Source organism: Streptomyces sp. SYSU D01066-1 (assembly GCF_054956795.1).
In genome coordinates, this window is record NZ_JBUDHV010000008.1 from 1 (window position 1) to 21340 (window position 21340).

Annotated in this window: 20 protein-coding genes and 2 pseudogenes; 14 read left to right on the forward strand and 8 right to left on the reverse strand. The window is 69.8% G+C overall.

Going from position 1 to position 21340, the window contains the following annotated elements; genetic code table 11:
• Positions 1 to 875 precede the first annotated feature (875 nt).
• Positions 876 to 1571 carry a hemerythrin domain-containing protein gene (locus ACY1JF_RS10210; RefSeq protein WP_462704700.1) on the forward strand — a complete coding sequence of 232 codons (696 nt, stop codon included), beginning with the start codon at positions 876 to 878 and terminating at the stop codon, positions 1569 to 1571.
• 812 nt (positions 1572 to 2383) lie between these two features.
• On the opposite strand, the gene ACY1JF_RS10215 is transcribed toward ACY1JF_RS10210, so the two are convergent.
• From ACY1JF_RS10215 to ACY1JF_RS10230, 4 genes are all read right to left on the reverse strand, one after another.
• The gene (locus tag ACY1JF_RS10215) at positions 2384 to 2842 is read right to left on the reverse strand and encodes a DUF4383 domain-containing protein (protein ID WP_462704701.1); all 459 of its coding nucleotides are present in this window, start codon (positions 2840 to 2842) and stop codon (positions 2384 to 2386) included.
• 130 nt (positions 2843 to 2972) lie between these two features.
• Positions 2973 to 3542, reverse strand: coding sequence for a hypothetical protein (locus tag ACY1JF_RS10220; protein ID WP_462704702.1), 570 nt, complete (start codon positions 3540 to 3542; stop codon positions 2973 to 2975).
• A gap of 647 nt (positions 3543 to 4189) precedes the next feature.
• Positions 4190 to 4798: a hypothetical protein gene (locus ACY1JF_RS10225; protein ID WP_462704703.1), complete on the reverse strand. Its 609-nt coding sequence runs from the start codon at positions 4796 to 4798 to the stop codon at positions 4190 to 4192.
• Positions 4799 to 5684: 886 nt separating this feature from the next.
• Positions 5685 to 6062, reverse strand: coding sequence for a hypothetical protein (locus ACY1JF_RS10230; RefSeq protein ID WP_462704704.1), 378 nt, complete (start codon positions 6060 to 6062; stop codon positions 5685 to 5687).
• Between the two features lie 834 nt (positions 6063 to 6896).
• Between ACY1JF_RS10230 and ACY1JF_RS10235 the strand changes: the two genes are divergently transcribed.
• A complete protein-coding gene (locus ACY1JF_RS10235; RefSeq protein WP_462704705.1) occupies positions 6897 to 7163 on the forward strand; it encodes a ribbon-helix-helix domain-containing protein in 267 nt (88 codons plus the stop codon).
• Entirely contained in the window at positions 7160 to 7603 is a 444-nt protein-coding gene (locus ACY1JF_RS10240; protein ID WP_462704706.1) for a PIN domain-containing protein, read from the forward strand. Before ACY1JF_RS10235 ends, ACY1JF_RS10240 begins: the two co-directional genes overlap by 4 nt.
• 174 nt (positions 7604 to 7777) lie before the next feature.
• Here ACY1JF_RS10240 and ACY1JF_RS10245 read toward each other — a convergent pair.
• Positions 7778 to 8059, reverse strand: a pseudogene (locus ACY1JF_RS10245) (transcriptional regulator); the annotation flags it as partial.
• Positions 8060 to 8322: 263 nt separating this feature from the next.
• Between ACY1JF_RS10245 and ACY1JF_RS10250 the strand changes: the two are divergent.
• The 6 genes and pseudogenes from ACY1JF_RS10250 (at position 8323) to ACY1JF_RS10275 (ending at position 15306) form a co-directional block, all read left to right on the forward strand.
• Positions 8323 to 8967 (forward strand): RNA polymerase sigma factor, encoded by a 645-nt coding sequence (locus ACY1JF_RS10250; RefSeq protein WP_462704707.1) that lies wholly within the window; start codon positions 8323 to 8325, stop codon positions 8965 to 8967.
• Complete coding sequence (locus tag ACY1JF_RS10255) at positions 8964 to 10043, forward strand: CU044_5270 family protein (protein WP_462704708.1); 1080 nt, start codon at positions 8964 to 8966, stop codon at positions 10041 to 10043. Before ACY1JF_RS10250 ends, ACY1JF_RS10255 begins: the two co-directional genes overlap by 4 nt.
• Complete coding sequence (locus ACY1JF_RS10260; RefSeq protein WP_462704709.1) at positions 10044 to 13418, forward strand: S8 family peptidase; 3375 nt, start codon at positions 10044 to 10046, stop codon at positions 13416 to 13418.
• Between the two features lie 155 nt (positions 13419 to 13573).
• A pseudogene (locus ACY1JF_RS10265) lies at positions 13574 to 14268 on the forward strand (tyrosine-type recombinase/integrase); the annotation flags it as partial.
• Positions 14269 to 14677: 409 nt separating this feature from the next.
• Entirely contained in the window at positions 14678 to 14899 is a 222-nt protein-coding gene (locus ACY1JF_RS10270; protein WP_462704710.1) for a type II toxin-antitoxin system VapB family antitoxin, read from the forward strand.
• Complete coding sequence (locus tag ACY1JF_RS10275; RefSeq protein ID WP_462704711.1) at positions 14896 to 15306, forward strand: PIN domain-containing protein; 411 nt, start codon at positions 14896 to 14898, stop codon at positions 15304 to 15306. Before ACY1JF_RS10270 ends, ACY1JF_RS10275 begins: the two co-directional genes overlap by 4 nt.
• 515 nt (positions 15307 to 15821) lie before the next feature.
• On the opposite strand, the gene ACY1JF_RS10280 is transcribed toward ACY1JF_RS10275, so the two are convergent.
• Positions 15822 to 16175: a hypothetical protein gene (locus tag ACY1JF_RS10280; protein WP_462704712.1), complete on the reverse strand. Its 354-nt coding sequence runs from the start codon at positions 16173 to 16175 to the stop codon at positions 15822 to 15824.
• Between the two features lie 256 nt (positions 16176 to 16431).
• Here ACY1JF_RS10280 and ACY1JF_RS10285 point away from each other — a divergent pair, with 256 nt between their 5' ends.
• Complete coding sequence (locus ACY1JF_RS10285; protein WP_462704713.1) at positions 16432 to 16761, forward strand: hypothetical protein; 330 nt, start codon at positions 16432 to 16434, stop codon at positions 16759 to 16761.
• A gap of 385 nt (positions 16762 to 17146) precedes the next feature.
• Here ACY1JF_RS10285 and ACY1JF_RS10290 read toward each other — a convergent pair whose 3' ends face one another.
• Positions 17147 to 17332, reverse strand: coding sequence for a hypothetical protein (locus ACY1JF_RS10290; RefSeq protein WP_462704714.1), 186 nt, complete (start codon positions 17330 to 17332; stop codon positions 17147 to 17149).
• A gap of 9 nt (positions 17333 to 17341) precedes the next feature.
• Between ACY1JF_RS10290 and ACY1JF_RS10295 the strand changes: the two genes are divergently transcribed.
• Entirely contained in the window at positions 17342 to 17725 is a 384-nt protein-coding gene (locus tag ACY1JF_RS10295) for a restriction endonuclease (RefSeq protein ID WP_462704715.1), read from the forward strand.
• A gap of 278 nt (positions 17726 to 18003) precedes the next feature.
• On the opposite strand, the gene ACY1JF_RS10300 is transcribed toward ACY1JF_RS10295, so the two are convergent.
• Positions 18004 to 19098 carry a DUF1152 domain-containing protein gene (locus ACY1JF_RS10300; RefSeq protein WP_462704716.1) on the reverse strand — a complete coding sequence of 365 codons (1095 nt, stop codon included), beginning with the start codon at positions 19096 to 19098 and terminating at the stop codon, positions 18004 to 18006.
• Between the two features lie 81 nt (positions 19099 to 19179).
• Here ACY1JF_RS10300 and ACY1JF_RS10305 point away from each other — a divergent pair, with 81 nt between their 5' ends.
• The 3 genes from ACY1JF_RS10305 (at position 19180) to ACY1JF_RS10315 (ending at position 21311) form a co-directional block, all read left to right on the forward strand.
• A complete protein-coding gene (locus tag ACY1JF_RS10305) occupies positions 19180 to 19920 on the forward strand; it encodes a GntR family transcriptional regulator (RefSeq protein WP_462704717.1) in 741 nt (246 codons plus the stop codon).
• Between the two features lie 281 nt (positions 19921 to 20201).
• Positions 20202 to 20639 carry an ATP-binding protein gene (locus ACY1JF_RS10310; protein WP_462704718.1) on the forward strand — a complete coding sequence of 146 codons (438 nt, stop codon included), beginning with the start codon at positions 20202 to 20204 and terminating at the stop codon, positions 20637 to 20639.
• A gap of 87 nt (positions 20640 to 20726) precedes the next feature.
• A complete protein-coding gene (locus tag ACY1JF_RS10315; RefSeq protein WP_462704719.1) occupies positions 20727 to 21311 on the forward strand; it encodes a GntR family transcriptional regulator in 585 nt (194 codons plus the stop codon).
• Positions 21312 to 21340: the final 29 nt, after the last annotated feature.

Sequence of the window (21340 nt, forward strand, 5' to 3'; positions counted from 1 at the left end):
CCGGCGACGACGAAGAAGCCGAACGACGTGATCAGGTAGAGATGGCCGATCTTCTTGTGGTCGGTGGTCGTCAGCCAGGACACGATCACCCGGCCCCGGCCGCGGCGTCCCTCCGCGGCCGGAACCGGGGAGACGGGTTCAGTGGTGTGAGTCGCCATCACATTCCTAGTCGGAGCCATGGGCGCAGCGGTTCGAGGCGATGCGCTACGGACAGGCATGCGTATCCAGTCGCGAGGAAGTTAGTCCCACCCCCCGTTCCCGTTGTCCGCCATTGCGCCGAATGAGCGCCCGAATCCATCCCTTCGAGGGCTCCGGCGGGGCTCGGGGACGGTGATGGCGGGAGGAGCGGGAGGAGCGGGAGGAGCGGGGAGGGATGAGAAGGGCGGGGAGACCGGAGGGACGGAAGGGGCGCGGGAGGGACGAGAGAGACCAAGGGGCCGGGAGGGGCTGGAGAGCGGTGATGGCGAGAGTGACCGGAGCGCACGTCGCACGGGGACCGGTCGCACGGGGACCGGCGGCGGCCCGCCCGACCGGTGCGCGAGGACCCGGCCACGGCTGACCGGGCGCCTCCGAGGCGACGCCCTCCGGTCAGGGACGCCGAGCCGGGCGCCCGGCGACCGCTCGGCGCGCACGCCGGACGGCGAGGGCCGTGACCGGTGCCCGCAGGGTAGACCCGGCGGCACCGGGTACCCGCCCGGTGCCGCCGGACAGAGCGGACCGGACCGGACCGTCCCCAGGGAGACCACGATGTTCGAGCAGAACGACCGGGACACGAGTCCGCCGGAGCGGACCGCCGCCGCACCCGACGTCCGCCCAAAGCGGTACCGGGGCCGACCGCCGTCCGAGGCGCGCGCGGAGCGGACCGGGGGGACGCCGTGACCGTCTCGATCGCCGAGCAGAGCGTCACGGAGCTGGGCGGGCCGGGCAGCCTGCTGTTCCGCCAGCGCCGTGACCACGCCGAACTCGACCGGCTGATGAACGCCTACCGGGCACCCGACGCCCGCGACACCGACCGGGAACGGATCTGGCGGGACTTCGCGCAGCTCGTCTTCAGCCACGCCTTCGCGGAGGAGACCGTCCTGTGGCCCCTGCTGCGGCGCCTCGCCCCGGACGGTGAGGACCTCACCACCCGGGTCGAGGAGGAGCACCAGGCCGTCAACGACCTGCTCGCCCGGGTCGAGCGGAACCCGGACGCCCCCGAGCGCCAGGCCTGGATCGAGGAAGCGTTCCGGCTCGTACGGCAGGACATCCGGGACGAGGAGGACGAACTCCTGCCCCGGCTGCGCGACGCCTTGGACGACCGGCGGCTGCGCCGGGTCGGAGCCGCCTGGGAGGCCGTGCGCCGCACCGCCCCCACACGTCCGCATCCGGCCGTTCCCCGACGGCCACCCGGCAACGCGCTCGCGGGCGTGCCCCTGAGCGCCGTCGACCGGCTGCGCGACGCCCTGCCGACGACGGGCCCGGCCGCGCGCCGCGCGGCGACGACCGCCGGAACGGTCCTGCTCACGGTCCTGCTCGCGGCCCACGCCGCGGGCCGGATACGGCGCGCGGCCCGCCGTCGCCGTGGCTGAAGACGCCCGCTGCGCACCCGCGGGGCGCGTGTCGCCGCCGTACACCGTGCCGCGGCCCGGGACGGACACCCTGTACCGCCCCGTACCGCCCCCCACCGCCCCGTACCGCCGCGGACACCCGCTGGACCCGGGCGACGAACGCGTCCGGGTGCCATGACCGGGTCCCGCTCGGGGAGCCGCCGTACGGCACCCGGAGTCGTCCCGGCGGACGGGGGCGGCCACGCCCGGGTGGTCCAGCGCGCGGGGCCGGGGTATGTGACGGCGGGTGGCGGCGCCGGCGGGTACGGCGGTCGTCGCGAGGCCGGGGCGCGGGCCCTGGACGGTCCGCTCGGAGGAGTCGTCGGCCCCTGAGGAGCGCCGGTGGTCCTTCCGGGCCGTCCGTGACGCGTGCGCCCCGGAGCATGGCATCAGGAGGCCGGGGACCGGGCCCGCGCGTCCGGGACCGGGACACGGCCCTGGTGGTACGTGGCCGCGTACGCGACCCGGTCACCGGCCGTCGGGGTCTTCGCAGTACCGGCCTGGTGGCCCCGGCCGTCGGGGTTTTCGCAGTACCGGCCTGGTGGCCCCGGCCGTCGGGGTTTTCGCAGTACCGGCCTGGTGGCCCCGGCCGTCGAGGTCTTCGCAGTACCGGTCCGGTGGCTCCGGCCGTCGCGCGGCCCGCTGCCGCTCGGCCGCTCTGCCGTTCCGCCGCGTGCGGCGGGCCGCGCGGTCACACGTGCGCCGTCGACGGGGAGCCGGCCGCCGGCCCCGGCGGCCGGCTCCCCGAGGGCGGGGAGCCGGCCGCCGTCCGCGGCGCTCCGGCGCGGCCGGTACTACGTGGAGGGCCGGGTGGAACGGCGCCCGCGGGTGAGCAGCACGCCCAGCGCGATCATGCCGAGACCGAGCAGCAGGTGCAGCCAGTTGTCGGCGGTGTTGACGGGGACGAAGTTCGCGGCGCTGTCGTGGTCGATGACCATGCCGTACAGCCACAGCACCAGGTAGACGATGCCGCCGATCAGCAGGTAGGACCGCGCCGGTGCCGCGGCCCGCGACAGCGCGATCCCGGCGATGCCGAAGGCCAGATGCACGAGGTTGTGCAGGATGGACACCTGGAAGAGGCCGAGCAGCTTGGCCTCGGAGTGGTGAGCGGCGAACTTCATGGTGTCGTAGTGCGTGGTGATGCCCGGGATGAAGCCGAGCACACCGACCAGGAGGAAGACCACTCCCACGGCCAGGGCGGCCTGCTGGACCGGTGTCCGCCCGGCGCGGGCGGCGCGTGCGTGTGTGGACATGGAAGCTCCGTATCGGGACCCCGTATCGGAATTCGGCGGCAGATCCGGGTGCCCGGTCCGCCATCGGCTGCCCGGACATGTCATGGGACCCGGCCGGGCACAGCCGTCGTCGCGCTGGTCCGCGCGTGTCCTACGACATGAAGTGGGTCGCCGAGCGGGCCCGCTGCCACATGCCGGGAACCTGCTCGACCGGACGCTGCTGTTCGCCGTGCAGGGCGTTGAGCACCACCAGGCACCCGGTCAGCGCCGGCACCGCCCACTGGGCGCAGGCCAGCTGCCGCCGTGCCTTGTCCAGGTCGACGGGGTGCTGGCGGGCCTTGTCGGCGTCGGCGGGGTCGGTGGACGAGGCGAGCTCGACCTTCTTGCCCAGGACGCGGGCGTAGGCGGTGGCGGCCAGCGCGGCGGCGGTGACGGCGGTCTTGACCGCGGTGGAGGCGGCCACCCCCTGCTGGGTGGCGACGCGGTGGGCGTTCGCGGCGAGCAGCCCGCCGCCGCCGAACAGATGCGCCCCGATCGCGACGGCGTTGACCGGGGTCCACTTCGCCCAGCCCGACGAGGAGATCCGGTCCCTGGTGGCTTCCGAGCCGGACTCGTCCGCGGCCGCGCCGTTCAGGCCGATCGCGCCCATGAGCGAGCCGCCGAACCAGGCGGCCAGACCCACGTCGTGCAGGCTGCGGATGAGGGTGTTGCGTTCGGACATGACGACGCTCCTTCGGGCGGGCGGACGAGCTGGATACAGCACGTCCCACCCTCATCCCATCCGGACGGTGCCGCCATCGTGGCTGGGCCGGACGGGTGTCCCACGCCCCCGGCACGGCGGAACGGCGCCTTCCGGCGCGGCGGAAGCCCGCCCCGGCCGGCTCCGGGGGGCGGACACGGCGTACGTCCGCACAGGGACGGGGCGGGACGGGCGTACGGGGCGTTCGTCCTCGCCCTGACCGCGTGCGCGGGGCGGCGGACCGACAGCGCACCCCGCGCCGTGGCGACCCGGCGCGTCCCCGCGGCCGGCGCCCCGTGACCGAACGGCGCGGAGACCACCGCCTCCGGTCGCCCGTCGCACAGCGCGCGTGAAACCCGCCGGCCCCTTACGCTCCTCGGCCTCGCCCGAACACGAGGGGGACGTCACTCGGCTGCGCCGGAGTCCTGGGGGCTGTCGCGGAACGACTTCGGGCCACGGTCCCGCTCAGACGGGCTGTCCCGCGAGACCGTCGAGCGGAACGGCGTTTCGGCGTTCGCGGGCTGTCCTCCGGCGTCTCCCCGGGCCGCTCAGTGGTCGCGACCGGGTCCGGCACAGCGTTCTCGGCGTTGTCGGCGTTCTCCCGGCCGGAGCCGGGAGGTGACGCCTCCTCAGATGGTCGGGGTGTCGTCGACGACCGGCTTGTGGATCTCGACGACCGGCTTCCACCCCGCGGAGAACTCGATGAAGTCCGCACGGGTGGGGTAGGTGTCGATCGCGCGGCGGTCACGCTTGGGGCTGTCGCTGCTCTTGCGCCCCCGGGGAATCTGCTCCTCGAAGATGTCGACCTTCACGTCGGGGACCTCCTTGAGGTGCTGACGCCAGATCTGCACGATGTCGGCGCCGAACGCCTGCCGGGCCGCGGCGTAGAGGGCCGAGAGGGCCCCCTTGTCCCCACCGGGGACGAAGAGCGCCAGGTCCAGCACGACACCGGCGGACTGGAGGACCTCGATGGTCGCCGGGCCGCTCTCGTCGGCCACGTAGACCCCGGCTTCGTTCTCGTCGTCGGGAAGGCAGGAAACCTCTTCCTGGAATATGGTTCGCGCCGTTATCGAGCCGCCCTCGAAATTCTCTCCGGGCTTGGTCAGGAAAGCGGGGACATAGCAGTCGGGAAGTTTGAGTTCTGTCGTGTCGGCGGAGACGAAGACCCTGTCCTTGACGCCGAGCTTCGTCACCTCTTCCAATGAGAGGCGGCGAGCGGCGATCTTCTCCGTGTTCACGATTTCCCTTTCAGGTTGCACTGTCCCTCCGAACAATTACGCTACCACGAAACCCTGAGGTCAACTGCCCAGTAATCTCCGGCTGAATAACCTTCGATGACCTGCGCGGGAGGATGCTGAAGCGAGTGCCACTCGGTTGGGAACACGCTTCTGCCGGATAGTGTCTCTCGTCATGGTGTTGGGGATCAACTGGCGGTTGCATTTCGGTGCGTTGGGTAGCACGGAGGAACTAAGAGAGAGTTTACGGTAGATATCACCCATATGGACTTCGGGGAGGTGGCGGCGAGGTGAGGCACTCCATTCGTCGCGCATCTCGAGTCACCCCGAATTGACGGCGGACACGATTGGTCCGAAGCTGCCTGGCCGCTGGCCGCTGGCCGCTGGCCGCTGGCCCCTGGCCTCGTCCGTGTCCGAGGAGCCGTCGAGCGGCGGACAGCCGGTCTGGTGCGCTCGCGGCGCGGGGCTGCCACGCCGCATGCCGGGTATCCGTCCTCGCGTGCTGGCTATCACGTACCGGTCCTATGACGCGGCAACGACCTTTTGGGCGTTCCTGCTGTCGCTTCTGGTCGTGCTGGTGGTGGGATTGGTACATCCGGCGTCGCCGGTAGGCGTGACCACCGCGTCAGGAGTTCGACCACTGCGCGGCACTGCGACGAGACGGCGGACCTGGGACGCGACCCGGTGGTGCGCACGCGGAAAGTGCCTTCCTGCTGGAACGACGGAGACCTTGGACAGGCCTCATCGCCCCAGTTTCAGAAGGCACTTCCGTGTTTCCGCTCAGGGTCCGGACCCCGTGGTGGGCGGCACCCCGGGCTCCGCGCCGTACGCGATCCGCGGGGTCACGTTCCTTCCGTGCCCCTGCGGCCCCGCTGCGCGACCTGGTCGTTCAGGAACACTTCGTGGAGATGTTGCCCGTCTCGTTGCCCTTCAGCAGACCGCCCCAGATCCAGTTGCCGGAAAGGAGCTGGACCCACTTGTCGTGGGCGATGCCGTTCTGGTTGACGTACTGGCCGTAGTCCCAGCACACGGCGTTGAGGGTGGTGTTGGCGCTCACGGAGTAGACGATGCCGCAGTTCGTGGACGCGCAGCTGCGGACGTTCGCGTCGGTCCAGGTGGTGACGGTCGCCTGGACGGTCGACTCGGACAGCGTTCTCTGGGTGTCCGTCCGGCCGGGGTCGGAGGCCGCGACGGCGGGCGCGGCCATGGCCGCGGTGGCGAGCATGCCGGCCGCGATGGTCGTCAGTGCCTTGGTTCGCATGCGCATGGTGGTTGTTCCCCCTGTGTGGCGTGGTCTGCCGGTACATCTGGCGCGAGAGACGTTAACCAACGCGGAGTCGGCTACTGTGGTCATGTACCCGCCAATTTAGCTCCGTGAGGGGACACCTCCGGAGGCCGACTACGTGCGGTCGCGGTCGCAGTCGCGGACGCGGAGACGCGGAGTACGCCGTGACCTGAGCAGTCCACTGCTCCTGCCCGCCCGGCACGGGTAGCTCTTCAGCGCATCGCGGAACCCGTGGAAGCACCCGTGCAGGCAGCAAAAGCCTCGGCGACGAAGTAGGCCGGTTCCCCGAACTGGACCTGCTTCATGCAGCCGATGACGAGGACCGAACTCGCGCTCTCAGCTTGGAAAACGACGGCGCTTGCGCGAGCGTGCAGCTGCTGACCTGCGTGGATCCAATGTGCTGCGGTAGGCGTGAGCGTCCTGTGGCACCGCTGTCGACCGTAGGCGTCCGCTCCGAAGGGCACGCCGTGGGCACGACACCGCGATGTGGACGACCACTTCGCTGATGTGGATTGCTCGGTGTGCGGGCCTGGGGAGGCGCGGAGCGACTGAGCGCGGCAGTCGCGGTCGCATACGGCAGCCGGGCCCTCGCCTCGGCTCGGGAGATCACGGACTGTGGGATCGCCCCTACGGACTTCGATCTCCACGAGAAGTGGTTCGGCGCACGAGGCGGCGAGCACGTTGCGGTGCCACAGCCCCATGCCGCACGCCCATGGTGGGCGCGGCCAGTTCCGTCGTCTGCGACCGCGGCATCCGATGATCCGAAGAAGGAGGTACCTACGTGTGTCAATCCGGTACATGGACTAACCTTGGTACATGTCCATGAAGCGCACGAACGTCTACGCCGACCCCGAGGACCTGGCGATCATCAAGGAGGCCGCGAAGCGTCGGGGGATAAGCGAGGCCGAGATCATCCGTCAGGGCATTCACCTCGCGGCCATGGCGAACAGGGTCTGGGACGAGCCGCTGTTCTCGCGCACCTTCGAGGGGACGGGTCGCACGCCCTCCAGGTCGGAGGTCCGTGACGCGGTCGCCGACGCTGTCCGCCGTGAGACCGACTCGGATTCCGGAACCGCCGCGTGATCATTGTCATCGCCGACACGTCCGGTCTCTTGGCGGCCCTGGACTCGGCTCACCCGGAACACCGGGCGGCGAACGAGGCGATCATGGCGGCCGGCCTCCTGGTCATGTCCCCATTGCTGCTGGCCGAGCTGGATCACGTCGCCACGCGCGAGTTCGGCAGGGCGGCCGCCCTCGGTGCGGTCGACGACCTCCGGCGCTGGATGGGCCGGGGGCGTGTCGTCATGCCGGAGATCACGGAGGACCACCTGGGTGCCGCCCAGTCCGTCCGTGTCCGCTACCGCGCGCTGGACCTCGACCTCGCTGACGCGGTCAACGTGGCGCTTGCCGCCGACTACGACACGGACGCGATCCTCACCCTCGACCGACGTGACTTCCGGGCCGTACGCCCCTTGGGCCACCACAAGGCGTTTCGGGTACTCCCCGACGATCTCCCGCTCTGATACGACGAGAGCCGAACTCGCGCTATCCGCTCGGGAGGTGACGGTGCTTGGGCAACTCGTGCGGCTCTGGTACGCACGGATGTCGTGCAGCAGAGTGGGAACGGTCGCTGAGAACACACGCAGTCGTGTCTCCACCCTGCTGTCCGCGTTACGTCGGCCTCACTTCCGTGAGGTTCACGCAGTGGCCTGGGCTTCGTGAGCCAGCTCGTCGAAGGAGCTCTCCCCCACCTCCCGGACATCACGGCTGACCAGTGTGCGCAGTGTGGGCCATGGGCTGACCAGAAGGTCACGACTGAGGAACCGGACCAGATCGTCCTGCGCTCCCTCGGCCAGGACGATCCGGTGGTAGTCCATCCACGGCCGCGGCTGATCGAGATCGAACGTGGTCGGCCCCGGCCACGCCGGACGCAGCGGCAAGGTCACTGTGCCGTGCTGAGGGCCGGCGAGCTCGGAGAGGGCGGTTGCGTCCTGGGAAGTGGTGTACGGGTTCCCGCCTGATCCGGGTGTTTGGCCCGGCGTCGGGGTGAGGGTCCGGATATGCGAACGGCCACCGGCTGACCTTTCGAAGTGTCGAAGCCTCGAAGGAGATCAGCACGATGACCGCACCCGACGGTCTGCCCCCGAACGTCCTCGCGGAAGCGGTCACCGCGCCGGTGACCTGTACGACGGTTGTGACATGTCTCACCGGAACTCGCCCGCACCGCACGTCAGTTCAAGACGTGACCACAGATATGCGAACCCGGGTGCGAAACGGAGATCCGCACGCCTTCGCGGAACTCTTCGACGAGTGCGCCCGCGCGGTGTACAACCACGCCTTCCGGCTGACCGCCGACTGGTCGCTGGCCGAGGACGTGATGTCGACGACCTTCATGGAGGCGTGGCGGCGCCGGGCCTCGGTCGAGGCCGAAGGCGGCTCGCTGCGGCCGTGGCTCCTGGGCATCGCCACCAACGTCGCCCGCTCCCACCACCGCAGCAACCGCCGCTACCGCAACGCGGCGAGCGCTGCGGCCGCCGCGCACGCCGCCGAGGAACGGGTCGAGGACCACGCCGAGGAGACCGCCGGGCGCCTGGACGACCGGCGCCGTATCAACGCCACGCTCGCCGCCCTCAGCCTGCTCAAACGCCCCGAGCGTGAGGTCCTGACGCTGTGCCTGTGGGAGGGGATGGAGTACGCCGAGGCGGCCCGCGCCCTCGGCGTTGCGGTCGGCACCGTCCGCTCCCGCCTCTCCCGCGCCCGCGCCAAGCTGCGCAAGCTCGCCGACGCGCAACTGCTCGGAGAAAAACGGGAACCCCCTCGCACGAACCGGCAGATGACAGGTGATCGCGGATACGCGGTCCGGTCCGCACAGGAAGGAAACCGATGAACGCCAGCCCCTCCCACCGGCCCCACCCGGCCGAGTGGACGGAGACGCAGAGTCTGCTGCCCTCCGCCGAGCGGGATCTGCCGGCGGGCCGCCACCAGTTCCACAAGGAGCAGATGATGGCCCGGATCCACGAAGACCTCCGCACCTCCTCCCGTACGTCCGCTACCTCTCCGGTCGCGCCCGTCAAGCGCTCCAACCCGTTCCTGCGCCGTACGATCCTCCTGCCCGCCGCGGCCTTCGCCCTGGCCGGCGCGGTCGTGGGCGGCCTCGCCCTCACCGGCGGCGAAACCGACGGCGGCAAGACCGCCCTGGCCACCGGCCCGGCACTGACCACCAGCATCGGCGTCGCCGACCCCAAGGGCGCCCCCCGGCTCCTCGAACGCATCTCCCTGGCCGCCGCCGACACCTCGGCGCCCGCCCCGCGCAAGGGCCAGTACGTCTACATCGCCTCGAAGGTGGCCGACACCTACATCAAGACCGTCGGCGACAAGAGCGAGGCGGTCAGCGACGAGCTGCACTCCCGCCAGGTCTGGAACTCCCTCGACGGCAAGGACGGCTGGCTGATCGAGGCCGGCAAGACGAGCGACAAGGGCATCACCCTGAAGGGCGACACCCCGTCCACCGGCGCCTACAACGCCCTGGCCGAGCTGCCGACCGACCCCGACACGCTGCTCCAGCGGATCTACCGCGAGTCGGACGCCGTCCGGGACCCCGAAGTCCCGCGCGACCAGGCCGCCTTCGTCGCGATCGGCGATCTGCTGCTCGAGAGCTACCCGCCCGCCGAGGTCGGCGCCGCCCTCTACAAGGCCGCGGCCAAGATCCCCGGCGTCGTCTCGGTGAACGACGCGGTCGACGCCACGGGCCGGCACGGGGTCGCGATCGCGCGGGAGAACGACGGCGAGCGCGTCGAGTGGATCTTCGACAAGAAGACCCTGCGGTTCCTCGGCCAGCGCATCGTGGTGATCAAGGCCACGGCGGGCGATCCCCTCAAGGTCGGTACCGTCACGCACACCAGCGCGATCACCGAGCGCGCGGTCGTCGACGCCAACAAGCAGCTCCCGGGGCAGGCGAGCTGAATGCGCCACAGAACCACAAGCGCCTCGCCGGCCGCCCTGCTGGTGGCGGGACTGATGACGGGCGTCTCGGTGGCGGCCACGGGCTCCGGCCCCGGCGTACGGACGCAGGACACCGCCACCGTCGCGGCGCCCGGCGGCTCCGCCCTCGGCGCGCGGACCGCCGGCTCCGCCTCCGCGGCCGGCCGGTACGTCACCCTCCTCACCGGCGACCGGGTCCGGCTGGACGCCCGGGGCCGGGTGACGGGCGTACGGCGGGCACCGGGCCGTGAGCACGTCCCGGTGTCCGTGCGCGGCGCCGGGGGCGATCAGTACGTCGTTCCCGCCGACGCCGCCGCCCTGATCGGCCAAGGCGTCCTGGACATGCGGCTGTTCGACGTCAGCGGCCTGACACGGGCCGGCTACGACGACACCCGGCGCGGCACGCTCCCGCTGATCGTGTCGTACGAGGGCAAGCCCGCCCAGCGCAGGAGTACGCAGAGGTCGCTGGTCGCGGACGCGGACGCCACCGTGCGCCGGGAGCTGCCCAGCGTGGCGGGCGCCGCGATCACCGTGCCCAAGGCCGGGGCCGACGACATGTGGCAGGACCTCACCGAGGAGCAGGGAGTCGCGCGGGTCTGGCTGGACGGCCGGTTCAAGGCGCCGGCGGACACAGCCGGCGCAAGGGCCGGGAAGGCGGGCGGCGGCGTCGCGCGGATCGGCGCCCCGGCCGCCTGGGCGGCCGGATACGACGGCAAGGGCGTCAAGGTCGCCGTCCTGGACACCGGCGTCGACACCACACACCCGGACCTCGCCTCGGCGGTGACGGTGTCGAAGGACTTCACCGGCAGTGGCAGCACCGACGACAGGGTCGGCCACGGCACGCATGTCGCAGCGACGCTGGCGGGCTCGGGCGCACGGTCCGACGGCCGGTACAAGGGCGTCGCGCCCGGTGCCGGGATCCTCAATGCCAAGGTGCTGGACGACAGCGGCGAGGGCAGCGACTCCAGCGTCATCGCCGGCCTGGAGTGGGCCGCCGGGCAGGGCGCCAGGGTGGCCAACCTCAGCCTGGGCCAGGAGGACACCCCGGGGGAGGACCCGGTCGAGGCGGCGGTGAACGCCCTCTCGAGGAGCACCGGCATGCTCACCGTCGCCGCGGCCGGCAACGAGGGCCCCGACGCGGGAACCGTCGGCTCCCCGGGGGCCGCGGAATCGGCGCTCACCGTGGGCGCCGTCGACGGCGAGGACCGGCTCGCCGACTTCTCCAGCACCGGCCCGACCGCCGACAGCGCGCTGAAACCGGACCTCACGGCGCCGGGCGTGGACATCGTCTCGGCGAAGGCGGCGCACGGCCACCTGGGCGACCCGGCGGCCGACGGCTATGTCTCCATGTCCGGTACGTCGATGGCGACACCGCATGCGGCGGGGGCGGCCGCGATCCTCGCCCAGTGGCACCCCGACTGGACCGGCGCACGGATCAAGCAGGCGCTCACCGCGTCCACCACCCCGACCACCGGCGCGACCGGCTACCAGCAGGGGACGGGCCGGCTCGACGTGTCCCGGGCACTTCAGGGGGCGGTGGCGAGCGAACAGACCTCCGTGTCCTTCGGCAAGCAGCTGTGGCCCCACACCGACGACCGGCCGGCCACCCGGCACATCACCTACCGCAACGACGGCGACCACCCCGTCACCCTGGACCTGACGGCCACCGTGACCGGCCCCGGAGGCAGCACGGCCCCCGAAGGCATGTTCACGCTGAGCACCACACGGCTCACCGTCCCGGCGGGCGGCACCGCCGGCGTCGACCTCACCGCGGACACCCGCGTCGAGGCGGCGGACGGCGCCTACTCGGGCACGCTGGTCGCCACCGCGCGCAACGGCGCCGGCCCCGCTGCCGTACGGACCGCCTTCGGCGTCGTACGCGAGGCCGAGTCATACGACCTCAACCTGGAGTTCCTCGACCGCGGCGGCAAGCCCGTGAGCGCTCCGCTGACCGAGATCCTCGGGTACTCGGGCGCGTACTGGACCACCAGCCTCAGGGACTCCGAGCAGATCTCCAAGGGCGTGTACCGGGTGCGGGTCCCGCGCGGCGACTACGTCGTGGACACCGTGATGGACGACCCCGGGGGCGCCTCCGCGCTGGTCCGGCCGCGGCTCTCGCTGACCGGGGACACCACGGTCGTCTTCGACGCGCGCAGGGCGAAGCCGGTCCAGATCACCGCGCCGCAGGGCGCGAAGATGTCCGACGGCCAGCTCAACCTCGCCGTGGGCACCGGGGACACCGCAAGCGAACCGCACAACAGCACCCTGTTCTGGGGAACGTTCGGGAACCTGCGCACCGCGACCCTGGGACCGGCCGCTCCGGCCGGGAGGCTCAGCACGCAGCTCGGCGGCCTGTGGCAGAAGGGCAGCACCACCTACCACCTGCTCCACAACCTGCCCGACCGCTTCCCCACCGGCTGTCGGCACACCACGCGTATGAGCGAACTGGCCCTGCTGAAGCGCGACTTCGGCTCGTCGGTCGCCCACCGCAAGGGCATCGTCAACGTCCTGTGGAGCGGCCCCACCCTGTCGCTGGGCACGGTGAGCGCCCCCTTCCCGCTGCCGACGACCGCGAAGATCTACGTCACCACGCCCAAGGGATTCAAGTGGACGGCCGACCTGGGCCAGCGAAACGCCTCCGGGGACGACGATGACGTCTTCTACGGCACGCAGAGCGCGAGGTCGTACCGAGCGGGCCGGACCTACGCAGCGACGTACAACGTCGGCGTCTTCAGCCCGATCACCGGGGGCCCGTACGGCGCACGGCGCGACGGCGACACCCTCGACCTGTGCGTCCCCGACCTCGCCGACGGGAGCGGACACCCCGCCTCCTCCACAGCGAAACGCCACACCACGGTCACCGCGGACGGCAGCACCCTGCTCGACAACGACGGCGACCTCTGTCAGACCGTGGAGAAGCTCCCGTCCGTCCCGGCCCGCTACACGATCCGAACGGACCTGACCCGCCCGCCAGGCGTGGCCACGACCACGAGCCGCCTGACAGCGGCCTGGACCTTCACGTCCAGCCCGTCCGACTCCGCCTCCCTGCCCCTCTCCACGGTCCGCTTCCACCCGAAGCTGACCCCGACCGGCACGGCCTCCGCAGGCCGCCGCACCACGATCCCCCTCTCCCTCCAGGGCCCGGCGGCCACCGGCCTGAAATCCCTGACGGTGAAGGTCTCCTACGACGCCGGCAAGACCTGGTCCCCCGCCCCGGTGACCACCACCCACGGCAAGAGGATCCTCACCCTGACCCACCCGGAAAACGCCCGCTCGGTCTCCCTCGGATCCACCCTGACCGACACCACCGGCAACACCTACGCGGTGACGATCCTGGAGGCATACCTCCTGACCTGACGTGGTCCAGACACTCCTCGACGCGGGTCCGTGTAGCAAACGGTGGAACTCGGTCGGATTTCTTCAGCGGCGTCCGGCGGTGAGCCGGCCGTCGAAGGTGATGTCGAAGGCTTGGAGTGCGGCCTTCCAGCGCATGGTCCAGCGTTTGCGTCCGGTGCCGTATCAAGGGCGCTGGCAAGGAGAAGGCGGCAGAGCGGCGCATCGCCACCGTCGCCCAGGTCGACGCGCTCGCCGACCCCGTGGGGATGCGCTGGCGGCTCATGGTCTGCCTCGGCGCCTACGGCCCGACGCGTCCGGAGCAACTGGCCGGCCTCCGCCGCCGGGACGTCGACGTCGACACCCTCCGCGTCCGCGTCCGCCTCGCCGAGCCGGAGCGGATGGACGGGCGCCGCGTCCAAGGCAGCACCAAGTCGGAGGCCGGAACCCGGACTGTGATTCTTCCCGCGTTCCTCCACCGGGAGCTCCGCTGGCACCTGGAGAGCTACGCCGAGCCGGGCCCGGACGGGCTGCTCTTCGTGGGGGAGAAGGGGGCGCCCTTCCGGCGCAGCAGCTTCGGCGGAAGCGGCGGAAGGCTCGGGAAACAGCAGGCATGCCTGACGACTTCCGCTTCTACGACCTCCGGCACACCGGGCACACGCTCTCCACCCGCTCCGGCGCGACCCTGAAGGACACGATGGTCCGCGCCGGCCAGTCGTCCGAGAAGGCCGCGCTGATCTACCAGCACTCCGACGACGAGCGGCAGGAAGAGGTCGCCGCCGGCCTCGACGCCACCGTTGGGAAGGCCAGAGCCGCGGCGACCGGCGGACCGCCCGCCGGGCCTTCTGGCACGCATCTGGCACGCGACGACTGACAACCGCACACAGTAAGAAGGCCCGGGTCTCTGACCTGGGCCTTCTCCATGGAGCGGGTGACGAGAATCGAACTCGCGCTCTCAGTTTGAGAAGCGACGGCGCTTGGGTGCTCACTTGGCCGCTGACCTGCTTGGATGCGTTGCTTCACCGTCGGCGTGAGTGCTTGGTGACGCCGCTGTTGACCCTGGTTGTCCGCTCTTACGGGCACACTGTGGGCACGGCGCCACGAGCAGTCGGGCGATACGGGCGGGTGACGCTTGCGCCGACCGAACCGCAGCGTCTCGCAGGCTGATCTGGAGCGTCCGTCGCCACTGCGCATACATCGATTCGGCATACGGACGTGGACCTGTGAATGTTGGTGGCGTATCCTTCTATGTACATCACCAACATGCGAGCGGGAGGTGCCGGATGTCAGTGACCCAGATCGACATCGACGACGACGCCCTGGAGCGCGCCATGGCCCTGTCAAAGGTCAGGACCAAGAAAGAGGCGGTCAATCTCGCTCTGCACTTCTACGCCGAGCAGCAGGAGCGTGCGGCGCGCATCAGCCGTCACTTCAAGCGTGCGCGTGAGTGGGGTGCCGTCGAGGACGCCGAGCGCCTGCACGAGGCGGAGAAGCGCAGCCGGTGATCTACTTGCTCGACACGTCCGGCCTGGTGCGGCTGCTCCGTGATCCCAAACTGCAAGCGGCCTGGTACGACGCGATCGATGCCGGGGCCATCGCATCCTGCTACGTGCAACGCGCCGAGTTTCTTCACAGCGCTCGGAACGGTCGCGAGTACGACGAGATCATGGAGATGTTCACCGGCCTCTACCCAGATGTGTCGGTGCCGAAGAACGCGGGGCGCTGGATCGGCGCGGTGCAGCACCGCATGGCCCGGGCCGGGGAGCATCGCAGCGCCTCAGCGGTCGACCTCGTCATCGCTGCCACCGCGGCTCACCATGACCTGACTGTCCTCCATGACGATGCCGACTACCGTGCCGTCGCTCGGCACGCATCCGATTTGACCGAGCACAACGTCCACGACATCGCCTGAGGGATTTCCGTCGAGCCTGCGTCAGGCGAGGGTGGAGGCCCGCGTCGTCATACCGGAGATGGCGGGGCATCACCTCGGTGCCGCCGGGTCCGTTCGTGTCCACTGCGGCGCACTCGTTGAAGTCCTGTCTCCTCGACAGGAGGCGGCAACGGGATAGTGCTGCGGTGTCCGCAAACGCCATTCGTCTCTCCGAGGGGACGGGCATGCTGAGGGCTCACACGTGTGACCGATGTGGTTGATACAGCGAAACCGCAGGTCACAGGTACCGTGCGATGCCAGGGCCGGGGAGCCGACCACGGCCGCCGAGAACTCGTGCCCTCCACGTGCCCCATCTTCGCGCGCCTCGGGGCGGATCCTGCGCAAAAATCCCCGCCAATGCACAAGCCCCAGGCCGCTGACCTGGGGCTTCAAGAAGAGCGGGTGACGAGAATCGAACTCGCGCTCTCAGCTTGGGAAGCTGCGGGTATTTGGGGCTGGCATGGCTGCTGAACTGGGCTGTCACCCGGCACCGGGTCTCATCGCCCTCGGTCGCTTTCACCGTGGTTCCCCGCTGTTCCCCGCTCGATCTGGTGCGCTTGTGGTGCGTCGGTCGTGTCCTGGCCTGGCGTCGTCGGCTCGTCTGCTCCCCCGTACAGATCGGCGCGGAGACGCTCCTTGGCCGCTTCAAGGCGTGGGCCGTAGTCAGCCATGAAGATCTCGCTCAGCGTCTTGTCCAGCGTTCCGGAGATCGCATAGATCGGCGACCAGACGGCTCGGTCGTGCACAATTCCCTCAAGGTCGTCGGACTGGAACATGACTTGATAGAGCCAGTCGGACAGCACGAACGCTTGATCGCGCGTGAGCTTGATGGTGATCGCTTCCTCGTCCACGCCCTCAACCTAGCCGCCTCGACTGGTGGTGTCGTGGGTCGGCGTCGCCATGGGGCCCACACGCTTTCCAACTGTGTTGGTGCCTCACGGGGCCGCGTACAGGGCTGTTCACCTGCGTTCACGGTCGGCTGGTCGCCGGAGCGGTTACGGGCTTCGGTCCCGTCTGAACGCCCGCGAACGGCGCTGAATGAGACGGAAACTGAGACGGACGGCGGGACCGGGCTCGCTAGCATCTGCGCTGTTGAAGGGGGGAGTCATGGCATTGGTCCGCAAGGGATCACGACGGATCGTTGTCGACGGCACGGCCTACCGCTGGCGGCTGCGAGGCAGACCGACGTACTTCCAGGGCCTGGCCTGGTCGCCGTGCACGTTCGCGGTCGAGCATGCGGACACCCCGGGCATGGCGCTCGTGGTCACCACCGACCAGCCGCATCCGAGCAACTGGATCGGTCACGAGGCTGAGCCGGTATTGCCGTCCCGCGTTGCCGCGGCTGTGCGAGTTGCCCTGCGTCAGGGTTGGACTCCGACGGTTCCGGGCTCCGCGTTCCACCTCGACCAGTCCGCCGGCTTCACAGCCTCGCTTTGAGGCGGGGAGCACCGCCTTAGGAGAGGGGCGGGGTGATCTGCGGGCTGAGCTGCGGCTTCGCCGGCCGAGGAAGCGGGCGGCTCCTCGACCGCGAAGCACCGGCGTTGACCGTGACTGACTCCTGCATGTGGCACGGTAGTGGCACGAACCTCAGCCGACGAAAGCCAGCCACGACGGCGGGTGCGTCGACCGACCGCGCACGCGTATGCCTCGCTGTACCTCCACCGGTCTCAGCCACGCTACCGGTGTCGTCAACCGGAGCAAGCCGCGACGGCCGGCCCGTGGTAGCGGTGCCTGCTTTCAAGTCCTCAACTCGGAAAGCCGTGATCAATAGTGCAACTGGCGGAAGACGGCCTAGAATGCGTGCGTGATCACTGAGGGAAATTCAGGACGTAGGCGTCCGCGAAACGAGCGCCGCCGCTGGCGAGAATACGAGCAGGAAGTCGCTACGCTCGTTGATAGTCTCGATGCGGGTACGGCGGTTCAGCACAACCGATACGTCATAGGGCGCGTAAGCGGAGTGCGGCGGCAGCTCGATGCGGTGGTGGAGGGACGCCTCGCTGGGCAGCACGTAAGTATCGTGATCGAGGCGAAGCTTTACCGGCGCAGCGTAAGTATCGGCACTGTTGATGAGTTCATCGGAAAAATGCTCGATGTTGGCTGTGACCGCGGCGTGCTGTATGCGGCTGGTGGCTTTACAGATGGGGCGCTCTCACGCGCGAGCAACGCTCGTAATCCGGCGGTTGGGTGTGTACTTCTTGCTCCGAACGCCGAGCCTACGACCACCGGTCATCATGATTTACATGCAATGCAGAGAGTTCCAGAATGGATATCTCACGCTGCGAGAAATTCGCTAGAGGCGCACTTGGATTTGATTGTCGGCGCCAATCGCACGGCAGAATATAGAAAGTGGATATCATCTGGGCGCGCAATTCTTTACCGGCAGTATCAGGATTTGCGGTAGGATTGCCGTCGGAAGGCATCGACCGTTGCTTCAATGCCTCAAAAAATTCCAAGGTTGCCACTCGGCACGACAATTCCAGCTCTTTGGGGCGTTCGGTGGCGACCGGCCCAGCCGCAATGTCTCCCCTCTCTGGAGTCAGGCGGCTGATTCTCGTGAGCGCGGTACGGCCCCCGGCCGGGCTGGAGCGGGGCGGAGACAGGAGCGCAGGCCCGGCCGGGGGCCGGGCCGCGCGCGGTGAGCGGAGCGAGCCGCCTTGAACCAGTAGAGAAGGTTGTAACTCAGGTGGCGTCTGGGATGTGCCAGAGTGGGGCTGTGTACTGCTCTGGGCGTCTGGTGAGCAGTAGTTGGCGCAGGTCGCTGCGCTGGGAGCCGTTGAGGTTCAGAACCTCGGTGAGGTGGCGGAACGTCGTGTGTGTGACTCCGCGGGTGCGGGCTTCCGACTCGAACTCGTCGACCTGGCGCAGTACCGCCCCCTCGTCGAGCGGGGCCGGTGGCTGGTCCTTCAACCACAGGGCCTTGTTGCGCTCGTAGTCGATCTCCGAGAAGCCGCACACTTCGCGGCTGTGGGTCTCGGCCTCGTCCAGGGTCGTCGTCGCCGTGATGGCTCGGGCGAGGGTGTTGTGGCTCAGGGCCTCGTCCAGGTCGACTTCGTGGACACGCGGGCTTTTGTCCGTGAGCGGCACCGGTAGGCCGGCGTCGCGTACCTCGCAGATGCCGCGCGTTCCCCGGGCCGTCGCCGCGAGCATTCCCGTGGCTTCGGACGGGTGCCATTCCAGGACGGTGTCGACCGGGGCCACGTCCTGCGCCGTGAGGGTGTGGACGACAGGGCCCAGTAGCGGACGGAGATCCTCCGCCGACAGCTCGCCGTCGAGACCGGGGCCAGCGACCAGGAGCCGTACCGGGGCATTCACCTGGCAGCACGCGGCAAGCGTCACTGCGTCGGCGAGCGGGCTCTTCAGGGTCGGTTCGTCGCCGCGGGCGAGGATGTCTCCGCCGACGTCCAGGAGGTCGATCGACTCGGGCGCCAGGTGGGCCAGCAGCTCTTCCAGCTGGCGCGTCACGCCCTCGACTCCGTGGGAGGGGTCCAGCAGGGCGAGTGTCTGTGGAAGTTCGGACGCGAGGCGGGGGAGCGTCGATCCTGCCGGAGGGACTGGGCGGGCGGTCGCCGGCACGGACCACACGGACGGGGTGACGGCTTCCAGGCCGGTGAAGTCGTGCGCGCCGCGCGGGCCCGGTACCGGGTCGACCAACAGGCGGTCCCACGCGTACGTGAGGATCACCGCCTGGTCCTCGTCGCCGTACAGGGCGGCGTGAAGCATTGCGGCGGCGACTGCGTCGCCCCCTCCTCCTGCTGCGACGATCAACCGCGTCATGTGGTCAACATTACGGGTTCTGGTATTTACCACTCACCCTATAGTGGCCAGAGGCCATAGCCACTTGGACGAGGAGGGGACGTGCCGCAGATCGAGGAGGCGCAACCGAAGTATCTCCAGATCGCTCACCACATCCGCGATCAGATCCTTCGGGGCGACCTGCGAGCGGGTGACGAGGTGCCGTCGGAGCGGCAGTTGGCGGCGGACTGGAAGGTGTCACGTCCGACTGCGGACCGTGCTCTGGAGGCGCTCAGTCATCAGGGGCTCGTCGAGAAGCGGCAGGGCTCGGGGACGTATGTGCGCAGCTTGGAAGTCAACCGGCGGGCGCGGGAGTTGTACGGCCGGGCGCGTCAGACCGGGAAGATCTACACGCCCGGTGAGTACGCGGTGATCACGTCGGCCGGGTGGATGGACGCACCGGACCACGTGGCTGAGGCTCTCGGGCTGGTGAAGGACCGCCGGGCCGTGCACCGCCGGCGCGTGACCAACAACCAGGACGGTCCCATCACGTTGTCGACCTCATGGTTCGCCCCGGACGTCGGGCAGCGGGCGCCCAAGCTCACGGACCCTGGGCGAATCCAGGAGGGGACCCTGATGTACGTCGAGAACATGACCGGTCGGCAGGGGAGTTATGCCGAGGACCGGATGTGTGCCCGGAGCGCCACCGAGGAAGAGGCCGCTGACCTGGAGCTGCCACCGGGCTCCGCCGTGTTGATCGTTCACCACGTCGTCTACGACATGCAGGACCGGCCGTTGGAGTTCGCCGAGGCGACCTACCCGCCGCACCGCTGGGCGTTCGAACAGGGCTATCCGCTGGTGTGACATGACGGATCGTCAGTTAGGTGAACCGCTTGCGCGGCGCGAGTGGCTAATGCCACTATCCAGTAAGTGGCTAAGGCCACTTACTTGGAAGGGGGCAGGGTGTGACAGGTCGGCGGCCGGATCAGGGCACGCGCGCAGCATGCCGGGGATGCCGGGGACGCGGTTGGAAGCGCGTCGCTTCGCGTACGTCGGTGGTCCTCGCCGCCGCCAACGACCACACCCGTGCCACGTCGAAGCGGCGCTGCCTCGACTGCGACGGCAGCGGCAAGGAGTGAGCGCGGATGACCTACCGGTTCAACCGCTTCCCCAGCGAGGAATCACCGTGGCTCGGGGCGATGACCCTGCACCCGGTTCCGGAGTCCGTCCCTCGGGCTCGACGCTGGTTCCGGAAGTTCATCGCCCCGTACAACCCGGCCTGCTCGGTCGACGACTGTGCGCTGATGATCTCGGAGCTGGTGACCAACGCCATCCTGTACGGACGGGCGGACGAGGAGTGGCGCGTGCGCGTGGAGTGGTTCCGGGAGGAGACCTCGCTCCGCGTGGAGGTGCACAACCCCGGCTTCCCGGCGAACGTGCGCATGCGCCGGCCGGACGCGAATGACGCGCACGGGCGCGGGCTGCTGTTGGTCGACGCCATGGCCGAGTCGTGGCACTCCGGGCCCAGTCGCTTCGGCGGGACGGTGGTCTCCTTCGTGATGGCTGATGCCTGGCCTTCCTGAGGGAGGAGTGCCCCGCTTCTACATCTGCTCAGGGATTGTCGCTGGTCTGGTGACAGTTGACTTGGCCAATCATGACGGGCGGCGTTCATGGGATATGAGGCGGAGGCCCCCAAGTGCGTGTGCCCCGCGCAGACCCTGCAAGGTCGCATCGAGGGCGGAACGTATCCGCCCGGAACCCGCGTCCCCAGCGAGAACCAGCTTGTGCAGGCGTTCGGGATGTTCCGGCCCACGGTCGTGCGGGCCCCGGAGCCGCTGAAGCATGACGGCTGGCTGGAGTCTCAGCAGGGGTACGGGACGATCGTGCACGGTCGTCCTGCGGGCGCCGAGGAGCGGGAACGACGCAGCCGTGACGTCCTCACGTGTGATGAGTCGCAGACGGTCGGGCGGCTCGTGCGGGTCGGCGAAGTGACGGTACCGGCCCGGGTGGCTTCGGCCCTCGGGCTACCCAAGCGGGCCAAGGCGCTCGTGCGTCGCCTCCTGGTCGAGGAGGACGGGGAGGTCGTCGAGCTGGTCTCCTCCTACTTCTCTGCCGGTCTGGTCGACGGCACCGACCTGGCGAGTCCCGAGGTGCTGGAGTCCGGTACGCGCGCACCTGGAGACGCGCAAGAAGGTTCGCTTCGACCACGTGACGGAGCGCGTCTCCGCTCGCCCGTCCGACGCGACCGAACGTGAGCCGCTGGACCTGCCGGACGGCGTACCGG

Coding starts and splice junctions, on each gene's coding strand:
- ACY1JF_RS10215 (WP_462704701.1), bottom strand. CDS start 2,842: ATGTCCACACACGCACGCGCCGCCCGCGCCGGGCGGACACCGGTCCAG.
- ACY1JF_RS10230 (WP_462704704.1), bottom strand. CDS start 6,062: ATGCGCATGCGAACCAAGGCACTGACGACCATCGCGGCCGGCATGCTC.
- ACY1JF_RS10285 (WP_462704713.1), top strand. CDS start 16,432: ATGGCATTGGTCCGCAAGGGATCACGACGGATCGTTGTCGACGGCACG.
- ACY1JF_RS10220 (WP_462704702.1), bottom strand. CDS start 3,542: ATGTCCGAACGCAACACCCTCATCCGCAGCCTGCACGACGTGGGTCTG.
- ACY1JF_RS10235 (WP_462704705.1), top strand. CDS start 6,897: ATGTCCATGAAGCGCACGAACGTCTACGCCGACCCCGAGGACCTGGCG.
- ACY1JF_RS10300 (WP_462704716.1), bottom strand. CDS start 19,098: ATGACGCGGTTGATCGTCGCAGCAGGAGGAGGGGGCGACGCAGTCGCC.
- ACY1JF_RS10255 (WP_462704708.1), top strand. CDS start 8,964: ATGAACGCCAGCCCCTCCCACCGGCCCCACCCGGCCGAGTGGACGGAG.
- ACY1JF_RS10315 (WP_462704719.1), top strand. CDS start 20,727: ATGGGATATGAGGCGGAGGCCCCCAAGTGCGTGTGCCCCGCGCAGACC.
- ACY1JF_RS10310 (WP_462704718.1), top strand. CDS start 20,202: ATGACCTACCGGTTCAACCGCTTCCCCAGCGAGGAATCACCGTGGCTC.
- ACY1JF_RS10260 (WP_462704709.1), top strand. CDS start 10,044: ATGCGCCACAGAACCACAAGCGCCTCGCCGGCCGCCCTGCTGGTGGCG.
- ACY1JF_RS10270 (WP_462704710.1), top strand. CDS start 14,678: ATGTCAGTGACCCAGATCGACATCGACGACGACGCCCTGGAGCGCGCC.